Source organism: Roseovarius ramblicola (assembly GCF_042430665.1).
Lineage (GTDB): Bacteria > Pseudomonadota > Alphaproteobacteria > Rhodobacterales > Rhodobacteraceae > Roseovarius > Roseovarius ramblicola.
Genome location: NZ_JBHMEC010000008.1, coordinates 286,727 through 309,220, shown reverse-complemented (window position 1 = coordinate 309,220; position 22,494 = coordinate 286,727). Strand labels below are relative to the sequence as shown.

General features: G+C 65.8%; 19 protein-coding genes. 10 read left to right on the top strand and 9 right to left on the bottom strand.

From position 1 onward, the window contains the following. Positions 1 to 2: 2 nt before the first annotated feature. Together mnmE and rho are read right to left on the bottom strand one after the other, a co-directional pair. Positions 3 to 1,289: a tRNA uridine-5-carboxymethylaminomethyl(34) synthesis GTPase MnmE gene (gene mnmE / locus ACFFU4_RS05000; RefSeq protein WP_377067672.1), complete on the bottom strand. Its 1,287-nt coding sequence runs from the start codon at positions 1,287 to 1,289 to the stop codon at positions 3 to 5. 19 nt (positions 1,290 to 1,308) lie between these two features. Continuing rightward, on the bottom strand, positions 1,309 to 2,580 hold the full coding sequence (rho, locus tag ACFFU4_RS04995; RefSeq protein WP_377067670.1) for a transcription termination factor Rho: 1,272 nt from the start codon (positions 2,578 to 2,580) through the stop codon (positions 1,309 to 1,311). Positions 2,581 to 3,095: 515 nt separating this feature from the next. On the opposite strand from rho, the gene ACFFU4_RS04990 reads away from it, so the two are divergent. From ACFFU4_RS04990 to dnaQ, 4 genes are read left to right on the top strand one after another with little or no spacing between them, the layout of a single operon-like run. Next, positions 3,096 to 3,695: a Maf family protein gene (locus ACFFU4_RS04990; RefSeq protein ID WP_377067668.1), complete on the top strand. Its 600-nt coding sequence runs from the start codon at positions 3,096 to 3,098 to the stop codon at positions 3,693 to 3,695. Next, complete coding sequence (locus ACFFU4_RS04985) at positions 3,692 to 4,525, top strand: shikimate dehydrogenase (RefSeq protein WP_377067666.1); 834 nt, start codon at positions 3,692 to 3,694, stop codon at positions 4,523 to 4,525. Before ACFFU4_RS04990 ends, ACFFU4_RS04985 begins: the two co-directional genes overlap by 4 nt. Continuing rightward, complete coding sequence (gene coaE / locus ACFFU4_RS04980; RefSeq protein ID WP_377067664.1) at positions 4,522 to 5,115, top strand: dephospho-CoA kinase; 594 nt, start codon at positions 4,522 to 4,524, stop codon at positions 5,113 to 5,115. The genes ACFFU4_RS04985 and coaE overlap by 4 nt, the downstream gene beginning before the upstream one ends. Beyond that, a complete protein-coding gene (dnaQ, locus tag ACFFU4_RS04975; protein ID WP_377067662.1) occupies positions 5,108 to 5,803 on the top strand; it encodes a DNA polymerase III subunit epsilon in 696 nt (231 codons plus the stop codon). Before coaE ends, dnaQ begins: the two co-directional genes overlap by 8 nt. Positions 5,804 to 5,806: 3 nt before the next feature. On the opposite strand, the gene ubiG is transcribed toward dnaQ, so the two are convergent. Beyond that, positions 5,807 to 6,553 (bottom strand): bifunctional 2-polyprenyl-6-hydroxyphenol methylase/3-demethylubiquinol 3-O-methyltransferase UbiG, encoded by a 747-nt coding sequence (ubiG, locus tag ACFFU4_RS04970; protein ID WP_377067660.1) that lies wholly within the window; start codon positions 6,551 to 6,553, stop codon positions 5,807 to 5,809. 49 nt (positions 6,554 to 6,602) lie between these two features. Between ubiG and pip the strand changes: the two genes are divergently transcribed. The 6 genes from pip to infB all read left to right on the top strand — a co-directional run bounded on the left by pip (position 6,603) and on the right by infB (position 14,231). Further along, entirely contained in the window at positions 6,603 to 7,577 is a 975-nt protein-coding gene (pip, locus tag ACFFU4_RS04965; protein WP_377067658.1) for a prolyl aminopeptidase, read from the top strand. A 25-nt stretch (positions 7,578 to 7,602) separates the two neighbouring features. Beyond that, the gene (zapE, locus tag ACFFU4_RS04960; RefSeq protein ID WP_377067656.1) at positions 7,603 to 8,661 is read left to right on the top strand and encodes a cell division protein ZapE; all 1,059 of its coding nucleotides are present in this window, start codon (positions 7,603 to 7,605) and stop codon (positions 8,659 to 8,661) included. A 142-nt stretch (positions 8,662 to 8,803) separates the two neighbouring features. Beyond that, on the top strand, positions 8,804 to 9,379 hold the full coding sequence (gene rimP / locus ACFFU4_RS04955; protein ID WP_377067654.1) for a ribosome maturation factor RimP: 576 nt from the start codon (positions 8,804 to 8,806) through the stop codon (positions 9,377 to 9,379). A 4-nt stretch (positions 9,380 to 9,383) separates the two neighbouring features. Continuing rightward, a complete protein-coding gene (nusA, locus tag ACFFU4_RS04950; RefSeq protein ID WP_377067652.1) occupies positions 9,384 to 11,078 on the top strand; it encodes a transcription termination factor NusA in 1,695 nt (564 codons plus the stop codon). Positions 11,079 to 11,101: 23 nt separating this feature from the next. Further along, on the top strand, positions 11,102 to 11,725 hold the full coding sequence (locus ACFFU4_RS04945; protein WP_377067650.1) for an RNA-binding protein: 624 nt from the start codon (positions 11,102 to 11,104) through the stop codon (positions 11,723 to 11,725). 7 nt (positions 11,726 to 11,732) lie between these two features. Beyond that, a complete protein-coding gene (gene infB / locus ACFFU4_RS04940; RefSeq protein ID WP_377067648.1) occupies positions 11,733 to 14,231 on the top strand; it encodes a translation initiation factor IF-2 in 2,499 nt (832 codons plus the stop codon). A 79-nt stretch (positions 14,232 to 14,310) separates the two neighbouring features. Here the strand turns inward: infB and ACFFU4_RS04935 are convergent, their stop codons facing one another. The 6 genes from ACFFU4_RS04935 to ACFFU4_RS04910 form a co-directional block, all read right to left on the bottom strand. Beyond that, a complete protein-coding gene (locus tag ACFFU4_RS04935) occupies positions 14,311 to 15,666 on the bottom strand; it encodes a TRAP transporter large permease (RefSeq protein ID WP_377067646.1) in 1,356 nt (451 codons plus the stop codon). Positions 15,667 to 15,669: 3 nt separating this feature from the next. Further along, a complete protein-coding gene (locus ACFFU4_RS04930) occupies positions 15,670 to 16,914 on the bottom strand; it encodes a TRAP transporter small permease subunit (protein ID WP_377067644.1) in 1,245 nt (414 codons plus the stop codon). A gap of 87 nt (positions 16,915 to 17,001) precedes the next feature. Next, positions 17,002 to 18,102 (bottom strand): TRAP transporter substrate-binding protein DctP, encoded by a 1,101-nt coding sequence (dctP, locus tag ACFFU4_RS04925; RefSeq protein WP_377067642.1) that lies wholly within the window; start codon positions 18,100 to 18,102, stop codon positions 17,002 to 17,004. A 195-nt stretch (positions 18,103 to 18,297) separates the two neighbouring features. After that, positions 18,298 to 19,686: a polysaccharide biosynthesis/export family protein gene (locus ACFFU4_RS04920; protein WP_377067640.1), complete on the bottom strand. Its 1,389-nt coding sequence runs from the start codon at positions 19,684 to 19,686 to the stop codon at positions 18,298 to 18,300. A 30-nt stretch (positions 19,687 to 19,716) separates the two neighbouring features. Continuing rightward, positions 19,717 to 20,331, bottom strand: coding sequence for a YjbF family lipoprotein (locus tag ACFFU4_RS04915; RefSeq protein WP_377067638.1), 615 nt, complete (start codon positions 20,329 to 20,331; stop codon positions 19,717 to 19,719). Continuing rightward, positions 20,328 to 22,397 carry a YjbH domain-containing protein gene (locus tag ACFFU4_RS04910; RefSeq protein WP_377067636.1) on the bottom strand — a complete coding sequence of 690 codons (2,070 nt, stop codon included), beginning with the start codon at positions 22,395 to 22,397 and terminating at the stop codon, positions 20,328 to 20,330. The genes ACFFU4_RS04915 and ACFFU4_RS04910 overlap by 4 nt, the downstream gene beginning before the upstream one ends. Positions 22,398 to 22,494: the final 97 nt, after the last annotated feature.

The following is a 22,494-nucleotide window of genomic DNA, read 5'->3' as shown; positions in this document are numbered from 1 at the left end:
CCCTACTTGCCAAGGCAGAAGCTGGCGAAAATTTCGCCCAGCACCGTCTCCACACCGATGCGTCCTACCAGAGAATCGAGCGCCCGGACAACGGCGTGGACCTCTTCGGCCGCGATATCCGTCGCCGCCTCGCCGCCGTCAAGCGCCTGAAGCGCAGCATCAAGCGACGCGCTGCCGCTGCGCATCGCCGCCTCGTGGCGCGCACGGATAGCCATTCCACCGCCCTGCGCCCGCGATCCAAGCGTCTCGGCGATGCGCGCGACCAGTCGATCCGTCCCCAGTCCCGTCAGGCCCGACACGCCCTCGGCATCGACCGGAGAAAGGTCCGCTTTGGCGCGCACCGTGATATCGTCGTGCTGTCGAAGATCGGAAAACTCCTGACTGCCGTCATCGAGGAACACCCGCAGGTCGGCGGCGGCGGCGCGGTCACGGGCGCGGGTAATCCCGATGGATTCCACCGCGTCATCGGTCTCGCGCAGGCCGGCGGTATCGAGAAGTGTAACCGGCAGGCCAGCCAGATCCATCCGCACCTCGATCACATCGCGGGTGGTGCCGGCATGTTCGGAGGTGATCGCCGCCTCGCGCCCGGCAAGCGTGTTGAGCAGGGTGGACTTGCCCGCATTGGGCGCCCCGAGGATCGCCACCTCGAAGCCGGAGCGGATACGTTCGGCCACGGCAAACCCCGAGATCTCCGCCTCAAGCCCGGATTTGACCGAGGTGAGCGCCGCGCGCACCTCGGGGAAAACATCGACGGGCACCTCCTCGTCGGCAAAGTCGATCGTTACTTCCAGCAGGGCGAGAGCACGCACAAGCGCCGCCCGCCACTCACCGCATTTCCTGCCAAGCGAACCGGAGAACACGCGCATCGCCTGACGCCGCTGCGCCTCGGTCTCGGAGTCCAGAAGGTCGGCCAACGCCTCGACCTGCGTGAGGTCCAGCCGCCCGTTGGCGAGCGCGCGGCGGGTGAATTCCCCGGGATCGGCGGCGCGCAGACCAGGCAGATTGCCCAATTGGCGCAGAAGCGCGGTAATGACCGCCGGGCTGCCATGCGTCTGAAATTCGATCACCGGCTCGCCGGTAAAGCTCGCACCCTCGGGGAAGTAGAGCACCACCGCCTCGTCGAGCCGCGCGCCATTGCGATCGCGCAACACGCGCAGGCTCGCCCGTCGCGGGGCAGGAAGGCCCCCGCAGAGCGCGGTTGCAGCCGCGGATACCTCGGCACCGGAAACACGGATGACCGCGACCCCGGCCTTGCCGGGAGATGTGGAGAGGGCGAAGATCGTCTCCATCGCGACGGCGCGCCCGCGCTCAGGTATTCATCGAATCGAAGAACTCGGCATTCGTCTTGGTCTGCTTGAGCTTGCCCAGCAGGAATTCCACCGCATCCGTCGTCCCCATCGGGTTGAGGATGCGCCGCAGGACAAAGGTCTTTTGCAGCTCCAGCTTGTCGACGAGAAGCTCTTCCTTGCGGGTACCGGACTTGAGGATGTCGATGGCCGGGAACACGCGCTTGTCGGCGACCTTGCGGTCGAGCACGATCTCGGAATTGCCGGTGCCCTTGAATTCCTCGAAGATCACCTCGTCCATGCGGCTGCCGGTCTCGATCAGCGCGGTGGACACGATGGTGAGCGAGCCGCCCTCCTCGATGTTGCGCGCCGCCCCGAAGAACCGCTTGGGCCGCTGCAACGCATTGGCATCGACCCCGCCGGTCAGCACCTTGCCCGAGGACGGCACCACCGTGTTGAAGGCGCGGCCCAGTCGGGTGATCGAATCGAGCAGGATCACCACATCACGCTTGTGCTCGACAAGGCGCTTGGCCTTTTCGATGACCATGTCCGAGACGGCGACATGGCGAGTCGCGGGTTCGTCGAAGGTGGAACTGATGACCTCGCCCTTGACCGAGCGCTGCATGTCGGTGACTTCCTCCGGCCGCTCGTCGATCAGCAACACGATGAGGTAGCACTCCGGGTGGTTGTGCGCGATACTGTTGGCGATGTTCTGCAGCAGCACCGTCTTGCCGGTGCGCGGCGGTGCCACGATCAGAGATCGCTGACCCTTGCCAATGGGCGCCACAAGATCGATGAGCCGGGCCGAGCGATCCTTGACCGTGGGATCCTCGATTTCCATGCGCAACCGCTCATCGGGGTAGAGCGGCGTGAGGTTTTCAAAGGCGATCTTGTGACGGGCGCTCTCCGGGTCCTGAAAATTGATCTGGCTGACCGAGGTGAGCGCGAAATAACGTTCGGTATCGTCCGGCTGGCGAATCTCGCCCTCGATCGTGTCACCGGTGCGCAGCGAGAACTGGCGGATCATGTCGGGCGAGACGTAGATGTCATCCGGGCCCGGGAGGTAATTGGCCTCGAGCGAGCGCAGGAAGCCAAACCCGTCCTGCAAGACCTCGAGGACGCCGTCGCCGAAGATCACCCAGCCTTCTTCCGCGCGCTCCTTGAGGATCGAGAACATCATCTCGCCCTTGCGCATGGTCGAGGCGTTTTCGATCTCAAGCTCTTCGGCGATGTCGAGCAGATCCTTGGCGGTCATCGCCTTGAGATCTGCGAGGTTGAGACGGTCTTCGGACATGGCGGGCCTCGATTGGCGCAGGGACCCGGATGGGCCAGGAACGGGGATAAGGGGATTTCAGAACCACCGGACGGTAGCGTGGGCAGTCATAGGCATCACACGCCAAGACGTCAAGCGCCGGTGATGGCAAGCCTGGTTTTCTAAAAATAAAGAAATTTAAAGAGAATGATGATGTTGATGGGCCTGACCCTTGATGTGGATTATCCCGTTGTCATCCGGTCTGTCCACAAGTGGACAAGGTTGTGTACTGTCGTTCGGATATCCGCGAGGTATCCAGAGGATTTAGAATTTATAACATTAATTCAGTATGTTAAAAGACACCTCACGTTACGGATAAGCCCTGCCTGCCTGTGGAAAACCGCCGAACACCCTGTTACCCACACGCCGATTCCATCCTTTTCCAGAGCGGGAGAAGCTGTTGACCGAAGCGGTGAACCGGTGCGCGCCACCGGGACGGACCGGACACCTGCGGCACGGGGTTGATCCCTCCCCGGTTTTGTCATCAGGTTATCCCCATGACTTTCGACCTTGTCCTCGCCTCCGGCTCGGCGATCCGGCGCACATTGCTGGAGAATGCCGGGCTTCGGGTCGTCGTCAGCCCCGCGCGGGTGGACGAGGCAGCGCTGCGCGATTCGCTGCTGGCCGAAGGCACCGCGCCGCGCGACATTGCCGACGCGCTGGCCGAAACCAAGGCGCGGCGGGTGAGCCAGAAGATGCCCGGGCGGATGGTGCTGGGTTGTGACCAGGTGCTGAACCTTGGCGGGCGGCTCCTCTCGAAGCCCGCGGACATCGATGACGCGCGCGCGCAGCTTCGCGGGATGCGGGGACAGGCGCATGACCTGCTGTCGGCGGCCGTGATCTGCGAGGACGGCGCGCCGGTCTGGCGGCATGTCGGGCGTGCGCGTATGCGGGTACGCGACTTTTCCGACGCCTGGCTCGATGGCTATCTTGAGCGGAACTGGCCCAATGTTGCCGACTGTGTGGGGGCTTACAAGCTGGAGGCCGAGGGTGTGCGCTTGTTTTCCGGGGTGGAAGGCGATTATTTTACCGTGCTGGGCCTGCCGCTCCTCGATCTGCTGGCCTTTCTGACGTTGCGTGGAGACTTGCCAGGATGAGCCAGGACCGTATCCCCCTCGCCGGTGTCATCGGATCGCCGGTGGCGCATTCACGCTCGCCGCAGCTTCATACCCATTGGCTGAAGACGCTGGGAATTTCGGGTTATTACATCCCGATGGACGTGTCCGAGGCCGATCTGGAGACGGTGTTGCGCAGCCTTCCCAAGATGGGCTTTCGCGGGGTCAACATCACGGTGCCGCACAAGGAAAAGGCGCTGGAACTGGCCGATACGGTGACCGATCGCGCGACCATCATCGGCGCGGCCAATACGCTCGTATTCCGCCATGACGGGCAGATACAGGCCGACAATACCGATGGTTATGGCTTTACCGAGAACCTGCGCCAGAATGCGCCGGGCTGGGCCCCGGAAAGCGGGCCCGCCGCGGTGCTGGGCGCGGGCGGTGCCGCGCGGGCGGTGATCGCGGCGCTGCTGGATCTGGGCGTGCCGGAGATCCTGTTATCCAATCGCACGCGGGTCCGGGCCGAGGCATTGCAGAGCCAATTCGGCCGCCGGGTGACGGTGATCGACTGGGTACAGGCGGGCAACATGCTGGAAGAGTCGGTGACCGTGGTGAACACGACATCGCTCGGAATGGTGGGCAACCCGCCGCTTCGCGTGCCGCTCGACGGGCTGCGCAAGGGGGCGGTGGTGACCGATCTGGTTTATGCGCCGCTTCAGACGCGGCTTTTGATCGAGGCGGAAAAGGCGGGGTGCGTGACGGTGGATGGCCTCGGCATGCTGCTTCATCAGGCGGTGCCCGCGTTTGAGCGGTGGTTTGGCACACGGCCGGAGGTGGACGCAGGCACCCGCGCGGCGGCGCTGCGATGACCTTCCGGCTCGGGCTGACGGGCTCTATCGGGATGGGGAAATCGACCACGGCGCGGCTCTTTGCCGAAGAAGGCTGTGCGGTGTGGGATGCGGATGCGGCGGTGCATCGGCTATACGCGCGGGGCGGTGCCGGTGTGGCACCCATTGCCGAGGCATTTCCCGAGGCGGTGGTGGATGGCGCGGTGGATCGCGGGCGGCTGCGGGCAATCATCGCCGGTGATCCCGGGGCGCTTGCGCGGATCGAGGCGATTATCCATCCGTTGGTGGCGCAGGACCGGGCGGATTTTGTCGAGGGGCAGGAGGCGGATGTAACCGTTCTGGACATCCCGCTGCTCTACGAGACCGATGGCGAGGGCGCCCTCGATGCCGTGGCCGTGGTGAGCGTGGCGCCCGGGGTGCAGCGCGAGCGGGTTCTGGCGCGGGGCACGATGAGTGCCGCGGATTTCGAGACGATTATGGCCCGGCAGGTGCCGGATGCCGAGAAGCGGGCGCGCGCCGATTACGTGATAGAGACCGACACGGTGGACCATGCGCGTGCGCAGGTGCGCGAGATACTGGCGAAGATCAGGGAAGGGCAGAGCGATGCGTGAGATCGTCCTCGATACCGAGACCACGGGACTGGAGCCCGCCGACGGCCACCGCGTGGTCGAGATCGGGGCGGTGGAGCTCTATAATCACATGCCGACGGGCCGCACATATCATCAATATATCAACCCTGCGCGCCCGATGCCGGAAGAGGCCTTTGCCGTCCACGGTCTGGGTGATGATTTCCTGCGCGACAAGCCGCTTTTCACCGATATAGGCGCGCAGTTCATCGCGTTCGTGGGAGATTCCAGGCTGGTGATCCACAACGCGGGCTTCGACATGAAATTCCTCAACTGGGAGCTCAAATCGTGCAGCCTCGCGCCGCTTCCGATGGAGCGCGCCATCGACACGCTGGCGATCGCACGCAGGAAGTATCCCGGCGCCCCGGCATCGCTCGATGCGCTGTGCCGCCGTTTCGGGATCGATAACGCAGCCCGCACGCTGCATGGCGCGCTGCTCGATTCCGAGATCCTCGCGGAGGTGTATCTGGAGCTGATCGGCGGGCGGCAGCCGGATTTCGCGCTCGGCGCGGGGCCGGGCGTCTCGGGGTATGGACCGGCAGGCAACCGGGACGCGGGCTGGCGTCCGGGCGCGCGCCCGGAGCCGCTGCCCCCGCGGCTGACCGACGCCGAGCGCGCGGCGCATGAGGCGTTCGTCGCCGGGATGGGCGAAAAGGCCCTGTGGGACCGGTAATGCTCAGGCCGGGCGCAGGCTCGTGGTCACGTAATTCACGCTCAGGTCACGGTCGGAGAGCCGCCATTGCCACGTCACCGGGTTGAACAAGAAGCCCTTGCGATCCACCGGGTCGAGCCCTGCCTGCCCGAGCAGGGCAATAAGCTCGTCCGGGGTAATGAATTTCGACCATTCATGGGTGCCTTTGGGCAGCCATCGCATGACGTATTCGGCCCCGACGATGGCCATGGCGAAACTCTTGGGGTTGCGGTTGATGGTGGAGCAGATGTGCAGCCCGCCAGGGCGCAGCAGGGCGTGGCAGGCGGTGAGATAGGCGAGCGGATCGGGGACATGCTCGACCACCTCCATGTTGAGCACCGCGTCGAAACGCTCGCCCGCGGCGGCGAGGTCCTCGGCGGTGGTATGGCGATAGTCGATGTCGAGGCCGGATTGCGCTGCATGGACCTGCGCCACGGGGATGTTGCGCGGGGCGGCGTCGGCCCCGACCACATCTGCCCCGAGCCGGGCCATCGGCTCGCTCAGCAATCCCCCGCCGCAGCCGATATCGAGCAGGCGGAGCCCCTGAAACGGGGCCTCGCCGGTCAGGTCGCGGTCGAACTCGGCGGCGATCTGGGTGGTGATATAGTCGAGTCGGCAGGGGTTGAGCATGTGCAGCGGCTTGAACTTGCCGTTCGGATCCCACCATTCGGCGGCCATCGCCTCGAATTTCGCGACTTCGGTGGGGTCGATCGTGCTCTGGGCGGTTTGCATTCCCGTCTCCCTGTGGCTCAATGGGACATGCGCGGTATATAGGACGGGAATGGACAGAGTCGCGAGCCATAAGAGCGCAGTGCAATACCTCTATCCGCCGGTCGAGCCTTATGACCGGAGGATGCTGGACGTGGGCGACGGCCACGCTCTTTATGTCGAGCAGTCGGGCCGCGCCGACGGCGTGCCGGTGGTGGTGCTGCATGGCGGGCCGGGGGGCGGATCGAGCCCGGCGATGCGGCGCTATTTCGACCCGCAAGTGTATCGCACGGTGCTGTTCGATCAGCGTGGCTGTGGCCGCTCGAAGCCCCATGCGAGTATCGAGGCCAACACCACATGGCACCTGGTGGCCGATATCGAGCGTATCCGCGCGGCGCTGGGCATCGACGCCTGGATCGTGTTCGGCGGAAGCTGGGGGGCGACGCTGGCGCTGATCTACGCGCAGACGCACCCCGATCACGCGCGGCACCTCGTATTGCGCGGTGTGTTTACCATGACGCAGGCCGAGCTCGACTGGTTCTATGGCGGAGGGGCGGCGGCGTTCTGGCCGGAGACATGGGCGCGGTTTGTCGCGCTCATCCCCGAGGAAGAGCGCGGCGACCTGATTGCCGCCTATCACAAGCGGCTGTTTTCCGGGGACATCGCCGAGGAGATTGCCCATTCCAAGGCGTGGTCGGCCTGGGAGAACGCGCTGGCCACGGTTCATTCCACCGGCACCGGCGGCGAAGCGCCCGCCGATTACGCCCGCGCCTTTGCGCGGCTGGAGAATCACTATTTCATGAATGGCGGATTTCTCGGGCGGGACGGGCATATCCTCGATCACATGCACCGCATCGCGCAGGTGCCCGGCACCATCGTGCAGGGCCGCTATGACATGATCTGCCCGCCCGCCGCCGCGCACCGGCTGGCCGCGCGCTGGCCGTCCTGCGATCTGCGGATGGTGCCGATGGCCGGGCACGCCCTGTCGGAGCCGGGGATCAGCGCCGAGCTTGTCCGCGTGATGGCGCGGCTGGCGGACCGATACTGATCCCCGGACCGCGATTGGCCATCTGATGGAAGCCTTGCCCGACATTTACGAGCGTCTCGTCGCCGAGGGCACGCTGAGCCGCGATCCGGCGCAGGAGGCGATCCTGCCGGAATTCGAGCGGATCCGGGCCGCGCTGGCCGCGCCACAGCGGCGCGGCTGGTTCCGGCGCGCGCCCGAGCCACCGAAGGGGCTCTATCTCTGGGGCGGGGTCGGGCGCGGCAAGTCGATGCTGATGGACATGTTTGCCGACAGCATCGACGTGCCGAAGCGGCGGGTGCATTTCCATGCCTTCATGCAGGAGATCCATGCCGGGCTCCATGCTGCACGGGCGCGGGGCGAATCGGATGCGCTGGCGCCGGTGGCGGCGGAGGTGGCGCGCGCGGTGCGGCTTCTGGCCTTTGACGAGATGCAGATCAGCGACATCACCGATGCGATGATCGTCGGTCGGCTGTTTACCGCGCTGTTCGAGGCGGGGGTGGTGGTGGTGACGACCTCCAACCGGGTGCCCGACGACCTATATGAGAACGGGCTCAACCGGCAGCTCTTCCTGCCGTTCATCGCGCTGGTAAAGGAGCGGATGGTGGTGCGCGAAATGGCCGGGCCGCGCGATTTCCGGCAGGATCGGCTGGCAGGGAGCGGCACCTATTTCACGCCGGTGACACCGGAGAACCGCGCCGGGATCGAGACGATCTGGCAGGATCTGACCGGGGGCCGCGCCGCGCCGCACGATATCATCGTCAACAAGCGCGAGGTGACGATCCCGGCGTTTCACAACGGTGTCGCGCGGGCCACGTTCTATGACCTGTGCGGCCGGGCGCTGGGCCCGGCGGATTACCTTGCGCTGGCGCAGGCGGTGCGGCTGCTGGTGCTGGAGAACGTGCCGCAGATGGGCCGCGCCAATTTCAACGAGGCCAGGCGGTTTGTCACCTTGATCGACGCGCTCTACGAGGCGCGGGTGCGGCTCATCTGCCTTGCGGCGGCGGAGCCGGAGTACCTCTATGTCGAGGGCGAGGGATCGTTCGAGTTCGGGCGCACGGCGAGCCGACTGCGCGAGATGCAGTCGGCGGGCTGGGGCGATTTGTAACGCACGGACCCCGGCGAAAATCCTCGCTTGCAAACCGTGCGGCAGGCGCATATATCGCCCTCAACAGCGGCACCGCGGGCCTCCCGCCGGTCCCACCGGGGAAGACAACGGGCCGCGCGCCCGTTTTTTTGTGTTTGGATCAATGACCAACGACCTCATCGCCAAGGCAGCAATCGACCGCAGGCTCGCCGAGATCATCACACCGGTGATCGAGGATATGGGATTCGAGCTTGTGCGCGTGCGCCTGATGGGCGGCAAGACGCAACTCTTGCAGATCATGGCCGACCGGCCCGAGGGTGGGATCGAGGTGGATGAATGCGGCGAGATCAGTACGGCGGTGAGCGCGGTTCTCGACGTGGAGGACCCGATCATCGACGCCTACACCCTTGAGGTGTCGAGCCCCGGCATCGACCGACCGCTGACGCGGCTCAAGGATTTCGAGGAGTTCGAGGGCCATGAGGCCAAGCTCGAGACCGCCGAACCGATCGACGGGCGCAAACGGTTCAAGGGCGTGCTGGCCGGGATCGAGGGCGACGAGGTGATGCTCAATGTCGCCGAGGGCACGATCGGCCTGCAGTTCGACTGGCTGAGCGATGCCAAGCTGGTGCTGACCGATGAGCTGATTCGCGAGATGCTGCGCGCGCGCAAGGCGGCGGGTGTGATCGACGAGACGAATTTTGACGAGATAGAAACCGAGAGCGGTTCCGAGGAGGACTGAAGTCATGGCAATCACATCGGCCAACCAACTGGAGCTCCTGCAGACCGCGGAAGCGGTGGCGCGCGAGAAGATGATCGACCCCGGTCTGGTGATCGACGCGATGGAAGAGAGCCTCTCGCGGGCCGCCAAGAGCCGCTATGGCGCGGAGATGGACATCCATGTCAGGATCGACCGCAAGACCGGGCGCGCGGCGTTTACCCGCGTGCGCACCGTGGTCGACGAGGAGGAGCTGGAGAATTACCAAGCCGAGTTCACCCCCGAGCAGGCAAGGGCGTATTTCGTCCCCGCGGCGGCAGGGCGTGACGAATTCTGGCTGCGCGACGGTGTGCGGATCGACCCCGCCGAGGCGGGCGAACCGCAGGCGGGCGACGAGTTTCACGAGGCGGTGCCGCCGGTGGAGATGGGCCGGATCGCGGCGCAGAGCGCCAAGCAGGTGATCCTGCAGAAGGTGCGCGAGGCCGAGCGCGACCGGCAATACGAGGCGTTCAAGGACCGCGCCGGCACGATCATCAACGGTGTCGTCAAGCGCGAGGAATACGGCAATGTCGTCGTCGAGCTTCAGGGCTATGGCGAGGCGATGCTGCGCCGCAACGAAAAGATTGGCCGCGAGGCCTATCGTCCCGGCGAGCGCATCCGTGCCTATGTCAAGGACGTGCGCCGCGAGCAGCGCGGCCCGCAGATATTCCTCAGCCGCACGGCACCCGAGTTCATGGCCGAGCTGTTCAAGATGGAGGTGCCGGAGATCTATGACGGCATCATCGACATCAAGGCCGTGGCCCGCGATCCCGGCAGCCGCGCCAAGATCGCGGTGATCAGCTATGACGGGTCGATCGATCCGGTCGGGGCCTGCGTCGGCATGCGCGGCAGCCGCGTGCAGGCCGTGGTCAACGAGCTTCAGGGCGAGAAGATCGACATCATCCCGTGGAACGAGGATCAGGCGACGTTCCTCGTCAACGCGCTGCAGCCCGCCGAGGTCAGCAAGGTGGTGATCGACGAGGATGCGCAGCGCATCGAGGTGGTGGTGCCGGAGGATCAGCTCAGCCTTGCCATCGGGCGGCGCGGGCAGAACGTGCGGCTTGCCTCGCAGCTTACCGGGCTCGATATCGACATCATGACCGAGGCGCAGGACAGCGAGCGGCGTCAGAAGGATTTCGAGGAGCGCACCAAGCTGTTCATGGACGCGCTCGACCTCGACGAGTTCTTTGCGCAACTGCTGGTGGCCGAGGGCTTTACCACGCTGGAAGAGGTCGCCTATGTCGAGGTGGACGAGCTGCTGACCATCGACGGGGTGGACGACGACACCGCCGGCGAGCTTCAGGCGCGGGCGCGCGATGTGCTTGAGGCACAGGCCGCCGAGGCGCTGGAAAAGGCCCGTGCGCTGGGTGCCGAGGACAGCCTCATCGGCTTTGAGGGGCTGAGCCCGCAGATGGTGCTGGCGCTGGCGCAGGACGATGTGAAGACGCTGGAGGATTTCGCCACCTGCGCCGACTGGGAACTGGCCGGTGGCTGGACCTCGGACGAGGGCGTGCGCGTCAAGGATGACGGGATACTGGAGCCGTTCGACGTGGCGCTGGAAGAGGCGCAGGACATGGTGATGACCGCGCGGGTCATGCTTGGCTGGGTCGATCCCGACGATCTCGTGCCGCAGGCGGACGAAGCCGGCGAGACCGGCGAAGAAGAAGAGGAGACCGGGGCCTGATCGCTCAGGCCCCGGGGTCAGTCATGGGTCGCGGTGGGCAACCCAAGGATCGCGCGGACGGTCCGGAACGCAAGTGCATCGCAACGGGTGAGGTGCGCCCGAAGGCGTCGCTCGTGCGGTTCGTGGTCGGGCCCGATGGCGCGGTGGTGCCCGATGTGGCGGGCAAGCTGCCGGGACGCGGCATCTACGTTATACCGGACCGAACCGCCATCGACCGCGCGGCAAAGAAGGGGCTCTTCGCCCGGGCGGCGCGGCAGCAGGTGACCGTGCCCGAGGATCTTGCCGCGATGGTCGAGGACCTCATCGCGCGGCGGGTTATCAATCTCGTGAGCCTCGCGCGCAAGGGTGGCGGTGCCGTGGCCGGGTACGAGAAGGTCAAGGACCGGCTGAACCGCGGTGACGTGCGCGCCCTGTTGCAGGCGAGCGACGGCTCGGAGCGCGGCAAGTCGGGCTTGAGCACCCCCGAGGGCGCGACCTATATCGGCTGGCTCACTTCAGACGAGCTTGGACAGGCTTTCAGCCGCCAAACGACGATCCATGCCGTGCTGGGCTATGGAGGTTTGGCGCAACGTGTTGTAGAGGAGGCGGCAAGACTGAAAGGTCTGCGCGTCTCGGACGGCGGGACTGCGCGCCGGAAAGGAAAGTAAGAGCATTATGAGCGACAACGACGGAAAGAAACCTCTGGGTGTGCGTGGCGGTCCCCGTGCGGGGAACGTGAAGCAAAGCTTCAGCCACGGGCGCACAAAGAACGTCGTGGTGGAAACCAAGCGCAAGCGTGTCGTCGTGCCCAAGCCGGGTGCCGCGCCGGGCGCTGGCATGTCCGGCAAGTCGTCTGCCGGGGGAAGCGGGGGTGCCAAGCGCCCCGCCGGGGTCTCGGAGGCTGAGCTTGAGCGCCGCCTGAAGGCGCTCGCCGCCGCCAAGGCCCGCGAGGCCGACGACGCGGCCCGCCGCGAGGCCGAGGAAAAGGCGCGTGAGGAAGAGCGCCAGCGCCGACGCGACGAGGCCGAGGCCCGCGAGCGCGAGCAGCGCGAGGCCGAGGAGCGCGCCCGCCAGAAGACCGAGGACGAGGCGCGCCGCAAGCGCGAGGCAGAGGAAGAGGGTGCCAAGCCCGCCGCCGCCGCCTCGCCCGAGCCGGTCCAGACCCCGGCCCCGGCCAAGCAGGCCCCGGCAAAATCAGCCCCCGCGGCGCGCAAGCGTGACGACGATGACAAGAGCAACCGCCGTGGCAAGGGCCGTGGCGGCGAGGACGGTCGCCGCGCGGGCAAGCTGACCCTAAACCAGGCACTTTCGGGTGGCGAGGGTGGCCGGCAAAAGAGCATGGCCGCGATGAAGCGCAAGCAGGAGCGCGCCCGGCAAAAGGCCATGGGCGGCACGCAGGAGCGCGAAAAGGTCGTGCGCGATGTGCAACTGCCCGAGACGATCGTTGTCTCGGAGCTGGCGGGCCGCATGGCCGAGCGCGTCGGCGACGTGGTCAAGGCGCTGATGCAGAACGGCATGATGGTCACGCAGAACCAGTCGGTCGACGCCGACACCGCCGAGCTCATCATCGAGGAGTTTGGCCACCGCGTGGTGCGCGTGAGCGACTCTGACGTGGAGGACGTGATCGCACAGGTCGATGACAAGCCCGAAGAGCTCAAGCCGCGCCCGCCTGTCATCACCATCATGGGCCATGTCGATCACGGCAAGACCTCGCTTCTGGATGCCATTCGCGACGCCAAGGTCGTCGCGGGCGAGGCTGGCGGCATCACCCAGCATATCGGGGCTTATCAGGTCACGACCGACAGCGGTGCGGTGCTCAGCTTCCTCGACACGCCGGGACACGCCGCCTTTACCTCGATGCGGTCGCGGGGCGCGCAGGTCACGGATATCGTGGTGCTGGTGGTGGCCGCCGATGACGCGGTGATGCCGCAGACCATCGAGGCGATCAACCACGCCAAGGCGGCGCAGGTGCCGATGATCGTGGCGATCAACAAGGTCGATCTGCCCGCCGCCGACCCCGACAGGGTGCGCGCCGATCTGCTGCGGCAGGAGGTCGTGGTCGAGGCGATGTCGGGCGACGTGCAGGATGTCGAGGTGTCGGCCGTGACCGGGCAGGGGCTCGACGAGCTTCTTGAGGCGATCGCGCTTCAGGCCGAGATTCTCGAACTCAAGGCCAATCCCGACCGTGCCGCCGAAGGCGCGGTGATCGAGGCGCAGCTTGACGTTGGCCGTGGTCCGGTGGCAACGGTTCTGGTGCAGAAGGGCACGCTGCGGCAGGGCGATATCTTTGTCGTCGGCGAGCAGTACGGCAAGGTCCGTGCGCTGATCAACGACCGCGGCGAGCGGGTCAAGGAAGCCGGGCCGTCGGTGCCGGTCGAGGTGCTGGGACTCAACGGGACACCCGAGGCGGGCGACGTGCTCAACGTCGTCGAGGCCGAGGGGCAGGCCCGCGAGATCGCCGAATACCGTGCCGACGCCGCCAAGGAAAAGCGTGCCGCCGCCGGGGCGGGGACCTCGCTCGAACAGCTTCTGGCCAAGGCCAAGGAGGACGAGAGCGTCAAGGAGCTTCCCATCGTGGTCAAGGCCGACGTTCAGGGCTCTGCCGAGGCGATCGTGCAGGCGATGGAGAAGATCGGCAACGAGGAGGTGCGCGTGCGCGTGCTGCACTCGGGTGTCGGTGCGATCACCGAGTCAGATATCGGGCTGGCCGAAGCCTCGGGCGCGCCGGTTCTGGGCTTCAACGTCCGGGCCAATGCCCCCGCGCGCAACAGTGCCAACCAGAAAGGCGTGGAAATCCGCTATTATTCGGTGATCTACGACCTGGTGGACGACGTGAAGGCGGCGGCGAGTGGCCTGTTGGGCGCCGAGATTCGCGAGAAGTTCATCGGCTATGCCGAGATTCGCGAGGTCTTCAAGGTCTCGAATGTGGGCAAGGTGGCGGGTTGTCTCGTTACCGAGGGCATTGCGCGCCGGTCCGCCGGGGTGCGTCTGCTGCGCGACGACGTGGTGATCCATGAGGGCACGCTCAAGACGCTGAAGCGGTTCAAGGACGAGGTCTCGGAGGTCATCTCGGGCCAGGAGTGCGGCATGGCGTTCGAGAATTACGAGGACATCCGGCCGGGTGACGTGATCGAGATATTCGAGCGCGAGGAAGTGACCCGCACCCTGTCATGACCGGCAGACAAAAATGCAAAGGGCGGCCGTCGGGGCCGCCCTTTTTGTTTTTGCCGCGACGCGCCGGTCGAAGGTCGCGTCAGCCGTAAACGATGTCCGGTAACCATGTGATGATCTGCGGGAACAGCATGCACAGGGTCAGCCCGACCACCTGCAGGAACAGGAACGGCAGCGCCGACTTGAAAATGTCGCTCATCGGGATTTCCGGCGGAGCCACACCGCGCAGGTAAAAGAGCGCATAGCCGAAGGGCGGTGACAGAAAGCTCATCTGCATGTTGACGAGGTAGAGCACCCCGAACCACAGCACCAGATCGCCCTCGGAGCCCAGACCGAAAGCCTGCGCGCCCAGCGCCTTGACGATCGGCACGAAAATCGGCACCGCCAGCAGCAGGATACCGACCCAGTCGAGGAACATGCCGAGCGCGATCAGGATCACCTGCATGAGGATCAGGATGCCCCACGGCCCGAGGCCGAATCCCGTCATCGTCTGCTCGACGAACTCCTGCCCGCCTTCGAGCACGTAGAGCCCGACGAAGATCGTTGCGCCGAACATGATCCAGATCACCATGGCGCTGGCCTTGAGCGTGGTCATGCAGGCCTCGCGCACGGTGGGCCAGTCGAGCTTGCGGTGAATCGCGGCCACGATGAAAGCGCCGAACGTGCCGATGCCCGCAGCCTCCACCGGGGTGGCGACGCCCGAGAAGATCACGCCGAGCACCACCACGATGAGCGAGAGCGGTGCGGCCATGTTGCCCAGAAGGCGCAGCTTTTCGGCCGGGCTGACACGGTCTTCGACGGGGATCGGCGGGCCCTTGGACGGGTCGATCAGACACACGATGCTGACATAGGCGATGTACATCCCCGACAGCAGCAGGCCCGGCAGAACCGCCCCGATGAACAATTCGCCCACCGACTGCTCGGCCACCACCGCGTAGATGATCGCGAGGATCGAGGGCGGGATGAGAATCCCAAGCGTGCCGCCGGCCATGATCGATCCCATGGCGATCTTGGGGTTGTAGTGCCGCTTGAGCATGGCAGGCAGGGCGATGATGCCCATGGTCACCACCGCCGCCCCGATCACGCCGACCATCGCCGCGAGGATCGTCGAGGCGATGATCGTGGCCGACGCCAGCCCGCCCTTCACGCCGCCCAGCAGCTTGTAGATGACGTCGAACATCTCGTTGATGATCCCGGCACGTTCGAGCATCGCGGCGAGGAAGATGAACAGCGGAATCGCCGATAGCTGATAGTTCGTCATCAGCGGGAAGATGCGGCTCGGCACGATGTTGAGCGTCTGACCGTCACCAAGGATGAACAGGAACACGCAGGCCAGCCCGCCGGTGACGAAGGCCAGCGGCAGCCCGGCCATGAGCAGCACCATCAGGCTGCCGAACATCAGCAGCGTCAGCCAGCCGATTTCCATTTCGATACCCATGGATTACGCTTCCTTCAGGCTGTTGCGCAGGATGGCCACGTCGCGGGCGAGTTTGGCGATCCCCTGAAGGATCAGCAGCACCGCGCCGATGGCGATGGCCCATTTGAAGGGCCAGTAGGCGATTTTCCACTCCGAGAAGGAAACCTCGCCGACGCGGGTGGCGTCCATCGCGAAGATCCATCCCGTCGCGAGCAGTGTGCCGGCGAAAATGAAGAAGAAGATCGAGGTCAGCAGGTCCACGACCGCCTTTCGGCGGGGCGACCATTCGGCATAGAAGACATCGACCTTGACATGGGCGTCGGTCAGGGCCGCATAGGCGCCCGCGATCAGATATTGCATGCCGAACATCAGGAACATGCCCTCGTGCACCCAGATCGTGGGCGAGTTGAAGACATAACGCGCGACCACCTCGAAATAGTAGCAGAACACGGCGATCACCGCCCAGTAGCTGACGAATTCGCCGGCGTAGTAGGACAGCCGGTCGATCGCCCCGGTCCAGCCGGTGCCGATATGGGCCATGTCACCATGAGCCTCCTCGACCTCGAGCGCGTCGGGTGCCGCCCCGGTGGTGTCCGCCGCGGCCACAAGGCTTGACGATGCGTCCGCCTGCGCGGCCTCGAGCCGCGCCCTGGCGTTTCGCACCATCGCGGGGAGCAGGACGGCATCGACCGCCATGAACGCACAGATCGCCAGAAACGCGCCAAAGGCCACGTTGGACCACAGATCGCGACCCGCCTGCGCGTCGGCAAGACGGGGCCGTGCCTCTTCCAGATCGGCGCGGGCCTGTTCGAGGCGCGCCGAATCCTCTTCGAGGCCGGTGATTGCCTTTTCAAGCATCCGCTCGGCGCGTATCTCGGCAAAGCTGCCCTCCTCGGCCTCGCCGAGTTGCGTGCGCAAGTCGGCGATCTTGTCGTCGGCCCCGGCGACCTTTGGCGCCAGCCGGTCGATCACCCGCTCGGCGCTCGCCACCGTATTGGACGCGTCCGAGTGAAGCTCGCGGGCGTCGCGGCCCTGTGCGTTGGCAAACAGGATGGTGAAGAACAGCAGCAGGTAGAGCAGCCCCCAGAGATTACGCAGATAGAGCCTGTGCAGCCCCAGAATGCCGCCGGTCACAAGGATCATGTAACCGATGGGGAGCGAATAGCTGCGGATCGAGCCGCGCCGCGCCATGATCATGGCGACAAGCGGGAAAACGATGAGGCCGCCCCAATAGAGCCAATGGGGCAGGATGAAGCTTATGCTGGGCATGAAGTTGGGTCCGTGCGCAAGGTCGCATCATGACCGCGCCCCCGGGTCTGTCCGGGGGCGCGGCGTGTCAGGAAAGCATCGTCGGGTTCAGAGCTTGAGCTCCTGGCCCTCGATCATCTCGGGTGTCACGTATCCCAGCGAACCGGACATCATGTAATCCAGTTGCGTCTTGAACACGCGCGCCGCGTCCTTGTCCTGGTTGGCGTATTTGTACCAGATCGGCACCGCGACCTCGGTCATGATCTCGACATCGGTCTGGCTCAGGCGGGTGACCTCGGTGCCGTCGGCCGTGAACTTTGCCCAGGCCTCCTGATCGGCCTTCTGGATCGCCGCGTGGTGCATGTCGGAATAGCTGTGCACCTCCATCTCGACGAATTGTTGCATCTCGGGGCTGAGCGCGTTCCACGCGTCCATGCCAACGGTCAGGTCCATCAGGTCGACCGGTTGATAGACCGACATGAAGCCCGGCGGGCCCATCGAGATATAGTCGGTCACCTGGCTGAAGCCGAGGGCATAGTTGACCGCCGGCCCGACATAGTCGGCCACGTCGATGGTGCCCTTTTCCAGCGCCGGAAAGATTTCCGAACCCGGCAGGAGCGTTGTCTTGGCACCGAGCGCCGAGAACAGTTCCGCGACCATGCCGCCGGGCGCGCGCATCTTGCGGCCCGCGAAATCGTCGACCGACCGGATCGGCACCTTGGAGTGGATGATGTTGGGGCCATGGTGGATCGGCCCGACAAAATACATGCCCTGCTTGGCGTAGAGGTCGCGTGCCATCTCGAGACCACCAAGCCCGTAATAGAACACGTCGAATTCATGCGGGTTGCGCAGACCGAGCGGATAGCTCGTCAGGAACATCGCCGCCGGGATGATGCCCTGCGCATAGATGGTGAACGGGTTCACCGCCTGCAGGACGCCATTCTTGACCGCGTCGTAAAGCTGAAAGTCGCCCACGACATCCTTGGCGCCGAACGGCTCGAAGGCCAGCTCGCCGCCGGTCTTCTCGACAATCGAATTGGCCCACTCCTCGAAGATCCTGAGCCCGATGCCTCCGGGCCAGGATGTCTGGATCTTCCACGTTGTTGTCTGGCCCTGCGCCGTGGCGATGGCCGGTGCGGCAAGCGTGCCGGCGCCGGCGGTCGCGATTCCGGTCAGTGCCGAGCGGCGGGAAATGAGTTTGTCAGTCATGCTTCCTCCCTTGTGGCAGGTGTTGACCACCTGCCGATTGCAGTCTCCTCCGAACGGGGCCAAGTCTAAAGAGAATCCGAAATTGGTAAAGAGATTTTTCCAAATTTTCGTATTTCCCGACAGGCAGCCACGGACGGACGGGCAGGATGGCCCTTCCCCGATGCCGTGCGCGGTGCGTTTCGCTGCCAGGTTGCCTTAATTTGCGGCGAGATTGGCCGGTGTGGTCAGGAGCGACGGCACGAATTGCTGGATCACGCGGTTCCACTTGGTGATCGGCTGTTCCTCGACGAAGACGATGTCGTCGGGGCGCATCTCGAACCGGGTGGCAAGTGTCAGGTTCGCGCCGTGGCGCGCGTTCAGATGCCAGGCGGTCACCGCCCCGAATTCGGCCGGGTCCGTCGACGGGCGCAGGACGTAGATGTTGGCGGGGTTCCCCGTCCGCGTCGGAAAGCCGCCCTCGCCGTAGAGCACATCGGCGAGGCTGGCCCGCTGCTCGTAGGGCAGCGGCACGCGGGCCTGGCTGTCCACCTCGCCCGCGAGGTAGACATGGTCGCGCGGCTCGGCCCCGAATTCCTGGCGCGCGCGGAAATTGGCGCGGCGTTCGTCCAGCACGCCGCGGCGCATCTCGAACTCGGTGCGCATCGCATCGAGAACATCCCGCCGCGCCTCGCTGCGCAGGCGGATCACGTCCACCTCCTGCCGATAGAATTCGAAGGCACGGTCGAGATCGTAGGCGGTATCGACGAACACCGCGTCGCCGTCCCTGAGCGGCAGTTCGCGCAGGGCGGGCCGCGCCAGGTAATCCTCGTAGGGGATCTGATACAGCGTATCGTCGCGATAGAGCCGGATCGAGGCGAACTCCTCGTCCTTGACGACGACACCGCCGGTGGCCGTCAGGGCATCGCCAAGCGTCGGCGGAAGCAGCGTGACCGGCACCCGCGCCGCCTGACGCACCGCCCCGCCCACGGTGACGCGCTGCGAGTTGAACTCGGTCACTTCCAGCGAAAAGGCCGGGTCGATCTGATTGTCGAGAAGGAATTTGAAGATGCGGTCCTGCGCCTCGTTGAGGGTCAGGCCGGCGATCGCGACCTCGCCGATATCCGGGATCGAGATCGCGCCGTCATCCGAGACGGTGTAGCCCTGCCGCTTGGTCTGTGCCGCGAGCAGGCCGCTGAGCCGTTCGACCGAGGTGCCGTTCTCCTTGGTGGCGAGCAGCACCACGTCGCCGACGCCGATGCGGTAGGGAGACGGCGCGATCTCCGGCGGCAGGCGCAGATCGAGTCGCCGCGGGCGGCGGTCCGGTGTCTCTGGCGCCTCGGGAAGCGTCGCGAGGCCCCGCCCCTGACGCGCCGATGCGACGGTGGAGAACTCGCGCGGCAGGCTGCGCGGGCTGTACGGGCTGCGGTTGGCCAGCAGGACTGTTTCCGGCGTCAGCTCGATGGTGCGCACATCCATTCCCGCGCCGGCGGCACGGCTGACGGTCGGGCTGTTATACACGACACCGCAGCCGGCGGGCACGATCAGCGCGGCCGTCAGTGCAAGCCCGAGGGCGGTCCGTGTCTGCGTAATCCTGCGGTGTGTCATCGGGATCCTCCGAAATGAACTGGTTGATGCCTAGCGCGCTACGCGCTGCGTTTCCATGTACCCGATCCGCGGGCCGACCCATTGGCGCGACCGTGTCACGGTCCCCGCGCCATCGAGCCAATAGACATTGGTAAAGCTGTCCCGTGGCGAGATGCAGTGCATCGCGACGCGGCGCAGGGCAGTGCCCCGTGGGCCGCTGTCGCGATCCGTCCCGGCGCGGCGGCACTGGTAGCTGCGAAAGACCGTCCGGTTCTCGCCGTCGAGATAGGACCGGATATGCGGATGATGACCGCCCGGCCCGGTGCCGCGCAGCATCGCCAGATCACCCGAGACATCCGCCGACATGAGATCGTCGCCAAGGCCGCGCGTCCCGGTGAGCGCCCCGTCGCGAAAGGCGAGCGTGATTCCGTCGAGTGTCTGCCAGACGGTCACGCCGCCCGTCCTGGAGACCGGTCCGAGCACCGCCTGCGCGCCCCTGTCAGGCACGGTCACGCGCAGGCGCTCGGGGCCGATCAGTTGCGGCGCGGTGGCACCGACCGTGCCGGTCAGGCCCATGACCCCGCCCACCCTGTCGCACCCGGCAATGAGCGCGGTGGCGAGGGCCAGCATCACAGCGGCCAGCGACGGGACGCGCGGTTCTGTCATCGCCAGAACCTCCCCCAGCCATCGCGCAGCGCCGGTTTCTGCAACGGGCGGACGCGGTCGTAGAGCCGCCCGCCGACATCGAGCCGCGCGCCGCCGTCGCGCAGAACCGGCCGGATCGTGGCGGTGTAGGCGGTCTTGTTGGGCTCTCCGGTCAGCCACGAGATCGGGATCGTGATGCGGATCCCCTTGTCGAATGACCCTTCGCCGAATTCGTCGAACGACACGTCGGTCAGCGTCGCGAAGGCGCCGATCTTCCAGCCGTTGCCGAACTCGCGGTCGAGGCTCAGCGTCGCGCCCCAGTCGCGCGCAAGGTAGCGCCCGGCATCGAGCTGCGCGTGAAACCCGTTGCCCATCTCCCAGTAGGCAGAGACATGGCCGGTGGCGACCTCGTAGTCCTGAAGGCCGAAATCCTGATCGAAATCGCGCTGCCGGGCGTAATTGACCTCGACGCCGAGCGCGAACCGGCTGTCATTGCGCTTCCACAGCAGTTCGGAGGACACCCCGGCGAACATCCGCTCCAGATAGCCCGCCGTCACCCGGCCATAGAGATCGCGCCCCGGCTTGAAGTAATAGGCCGCCGTCAGGTCGGTCAGCGCCGGGTCGCCCTTCTCGTCGTAGAGATTGAAATCGCTGCGCACGCGCGGCAGCACGGAATTGGATCGCCGGGTCGATTCGTCGAGATTTCCGACGACCTTCTTGCGCAGGCTGCCGGAGAATTCGAGCCCGCGGACCGGCTCGTAGTCGAGTTCGATCTGCGCGCCGAAATCGGCCCGGAGCGGGTTGTCGGGATCGAAGAAGCTGGGGCTGAGATAGGGCTTGAGGGCCCAGTCGAGGTGCGGGTAGCGCCCGGGCACCGGCGGCAGCCCCGCCATCGGCGAGGCCATCGCGGTGCGCGTGAAACTCTTCCAGCTCGCATCGAGATCGTAGTTCAGGTCTTCCATGTCCGCGCGGCGGACGCGCAGTTCCGAGACCGCAACGCCGCCCGTGACAAGGATGATGACGAAATCGCTGATCCGCGGCGGCATCCGCCGCGACAGGATGCGCGCCGTGCGCCCCACGGCCTGCGCCTCCTGCAGATAGGTCATGTTCTCGATCTCGACCCGTGCGGTATCTTGCCCGACGGCGAGGCCATGCAGGCGGATACCCTGTTGCCCGAGCGCGCCGGCGAGCCCGGCGCGGTGGTCGGGGTCTTCCTCGACGCCCGCGGGCCAGGATATCTGCGCAACCTGCGGCGCGCTGCGCGGCAGCACCGGCGGCGGCGCCGGTTCGCGTCCCGCGCCGTTGGGTGGCGTCCTGGGGTTGAGGGCGGCGGTGAGCTGAAGCCCGAGTTCGCTGCCGTAGAGATAACGCAGCGACAGGTCCACGCCGGGTCGGATCGTGTAGGTCGCGCCAAAGTTGAGCTGGGTCTCGCTCTCGAAAGCGCCGCGGGCTTCGCGCGGGTTGGAGTCGGACGAGTATTCGGCGACCAGCCTGAGCTTGTCTGTGGCCTGCCATTCGATGCCGCCGAACAGTGCCGCGTCGCCGCGAAACCATTCCGCCGATTCGACATCGCCGCCCTCGTCGACATCGCGCTCCGGGCGGGTCTCGAACCGGTTGTCGATGACGCCCAGCGGGTTGGTGATCCCGCCGCCGGTGCCGAGCCGCCCCCAGCCCAGCCCGGCGCTGAAGCGCAGGCGCTCTCCGACAGTCCTGGTCGCGACGATGTATTCCGAGGCATAGACGCCGGTGCCGAGAAAATCGTTGAGCCCGACGGCCATGGCGGGGCGCAGACCGGCCTCGTCGAGAAAGCGGTAATGCAGCGAGAAACTGCGATCGTAGAGCGTTTCGGTGCCGCCTTCGCTCATGTTGTCCAGCACGGAATAGCGGAAGCTCGCCGACAGGCGCGGCAGCATCTGGAAGGTGAGCGTGTTGCGCGTCTGCCCGGCGAAGCTGCTAACCGTCAGGGCAAGCTCGCCATCGGGCCGGCTGGTGGCGACCGGCATGTCGATCAACCCGGGGTAGCCGTAGCTGTTGTAGCCGGTGCTGATCTTTGCGTCATCAGCCGCCAGCGGCACCGTCATGGACATGACGAAAACCGGGAAAAGAACCGGGATCAGACGTTTGAAACCACACCGCATGACCACTGCATAATCGCGCGTGCCGCGAAAGAACATGGAAAGTGTA

Excerpts from the sequence above, each read along its gene's own strand:
- mnmE (WP_377067672.1), bottom strand. The coding sequence starts at position 1,289 with ATGGAGACGATCTTCGCCCTCTCCACATCTCCCGGCAAGGCCGGGGTC.
- rho (WP_377067670.1), bottom strand. The coding sequence starts at position 2,580 with ATGTCCGAAGACCGTCTCAACCTCGCAGATCTCAAGGCGATGACCGCC.
- ACFFU4_RS04990 (WP_377067668.1), top strand. The coding sequence starts at position 3,096 with ATGACTTTCGACCTTGTCCTCGCCTCCGGCTCGGCGATCCGGCGCACA.
- ACFFU4_RS04985 (WP_377067666.1), top strand. The coding sequence starts at position 3,692 with ATGAGCCAGGACCGTATCCCCCTCGCCGGTGTCATCGGATCGCCGGTG.
- coaE (WP_377067664.1), top strand. The coding sequence starts at position 4,522 with ATGACCTTCCGGCTCGGGCTGACGGGCTCTATCGGGATGGGGAAATCG.
- dnaQ (WP_377067662.1), top strand. The coding sequence starts at position 5,108 with ATGCGTGAGATCGTCCTCGATACCGAGACCACGGGACTGGAGCCCGCC.
- ubiG (WP_377067660.1), bottom strand. The coding sequence starts at position 6,553 with ATGCAAACCGCCCAGAGCACGATCGACCCCACCGAAGTCGCGAAATTC.
- pip (WP_377067658.1), top strand. The coding sequence starts at position 6,603 with ATGGACAGAGTCGCGAGCCATAAGAGCGCAGTGCAATACCTCTATCCG.
- zapE (WP_377067656.1), top strand. The coding sequence starts at position 7,603 with ATGGAAGCCTTGCCCGACATTTACGAGCGTCTCGTCGCCGAGGGCACG.
- rimP (WP_377067654.1), top strand. The coding sequence starts at position 8,804 with ATGACCAACGACCTCATCGCCAAGGCAGCAATCGACCGCAGGCTCGCC.
- nusA (WP_377067652.1), top strand. The coding sequence starts at position 9,384 with ATGGCAATCACATCGGCCAACCAACTGGAGCTCCTGCAGACCGCGGAA.
- ACFFU4_RS04945 (WP_377067650.1), top strand. The coding sequence starts at position 11,102 with ATGGGTCGCGGTGGGCAACCCAAGGATCGCGCGGACGGTCCGGAACGC.
- infB (WP_377067648.1), top strand. The coding sequence starts at position 11,733 with ATGAGCGACAACGACGGAAAGAAACCTCTGGGTGTGCGTGGCGGTCCC.
- ACFFU4_RS04935 (WP_377067646.1), bottom strand. The coding sequence starts at position 15,666 with ATGGGTATCGAAATGGAAATCGGCTGGCTGACGCTGCTGATGTTCGGC.
- ACFFU4_RS04930 (WP_377067644.1), bottom strand. The coding sequence starts at position 16,914 with ATGCCCAGCATAAGCTTCATCCTGCCCCATTGGCTCTATTGGGGCGGC.
- dctP (WP_377067642.1), bottom strand. The coding sequence starts at position 18,102 with ATGACTGACAAACTCATTTCCCGCCGCTCGGCACTGACCGGAATCGCG.
- ACFFU4_RS04920 (WP_377067640.1), bottom strand. The coding sequence starts at position 19,686 with ATGACACACCGCAGGATTACGCAGACACGGACCGCCCTCGGGCTTGCA.
- ACFFU4_RS04915 (WP_377067638.1), bottom strand. The coding sequence starts at position 20,331 with ATGACAGAACCGCGCGTCCCGTCGCTGGCCGCTGTGATGCTGGCCCTC.
- ACFFU4_RS04910 (WP_377067636.1), bottom strand. The coding sequence starts at position 22,397 with ATGTCCATGACGGTGCCGCTGGCGGCTGATGACGCAAAGATCAGCACC.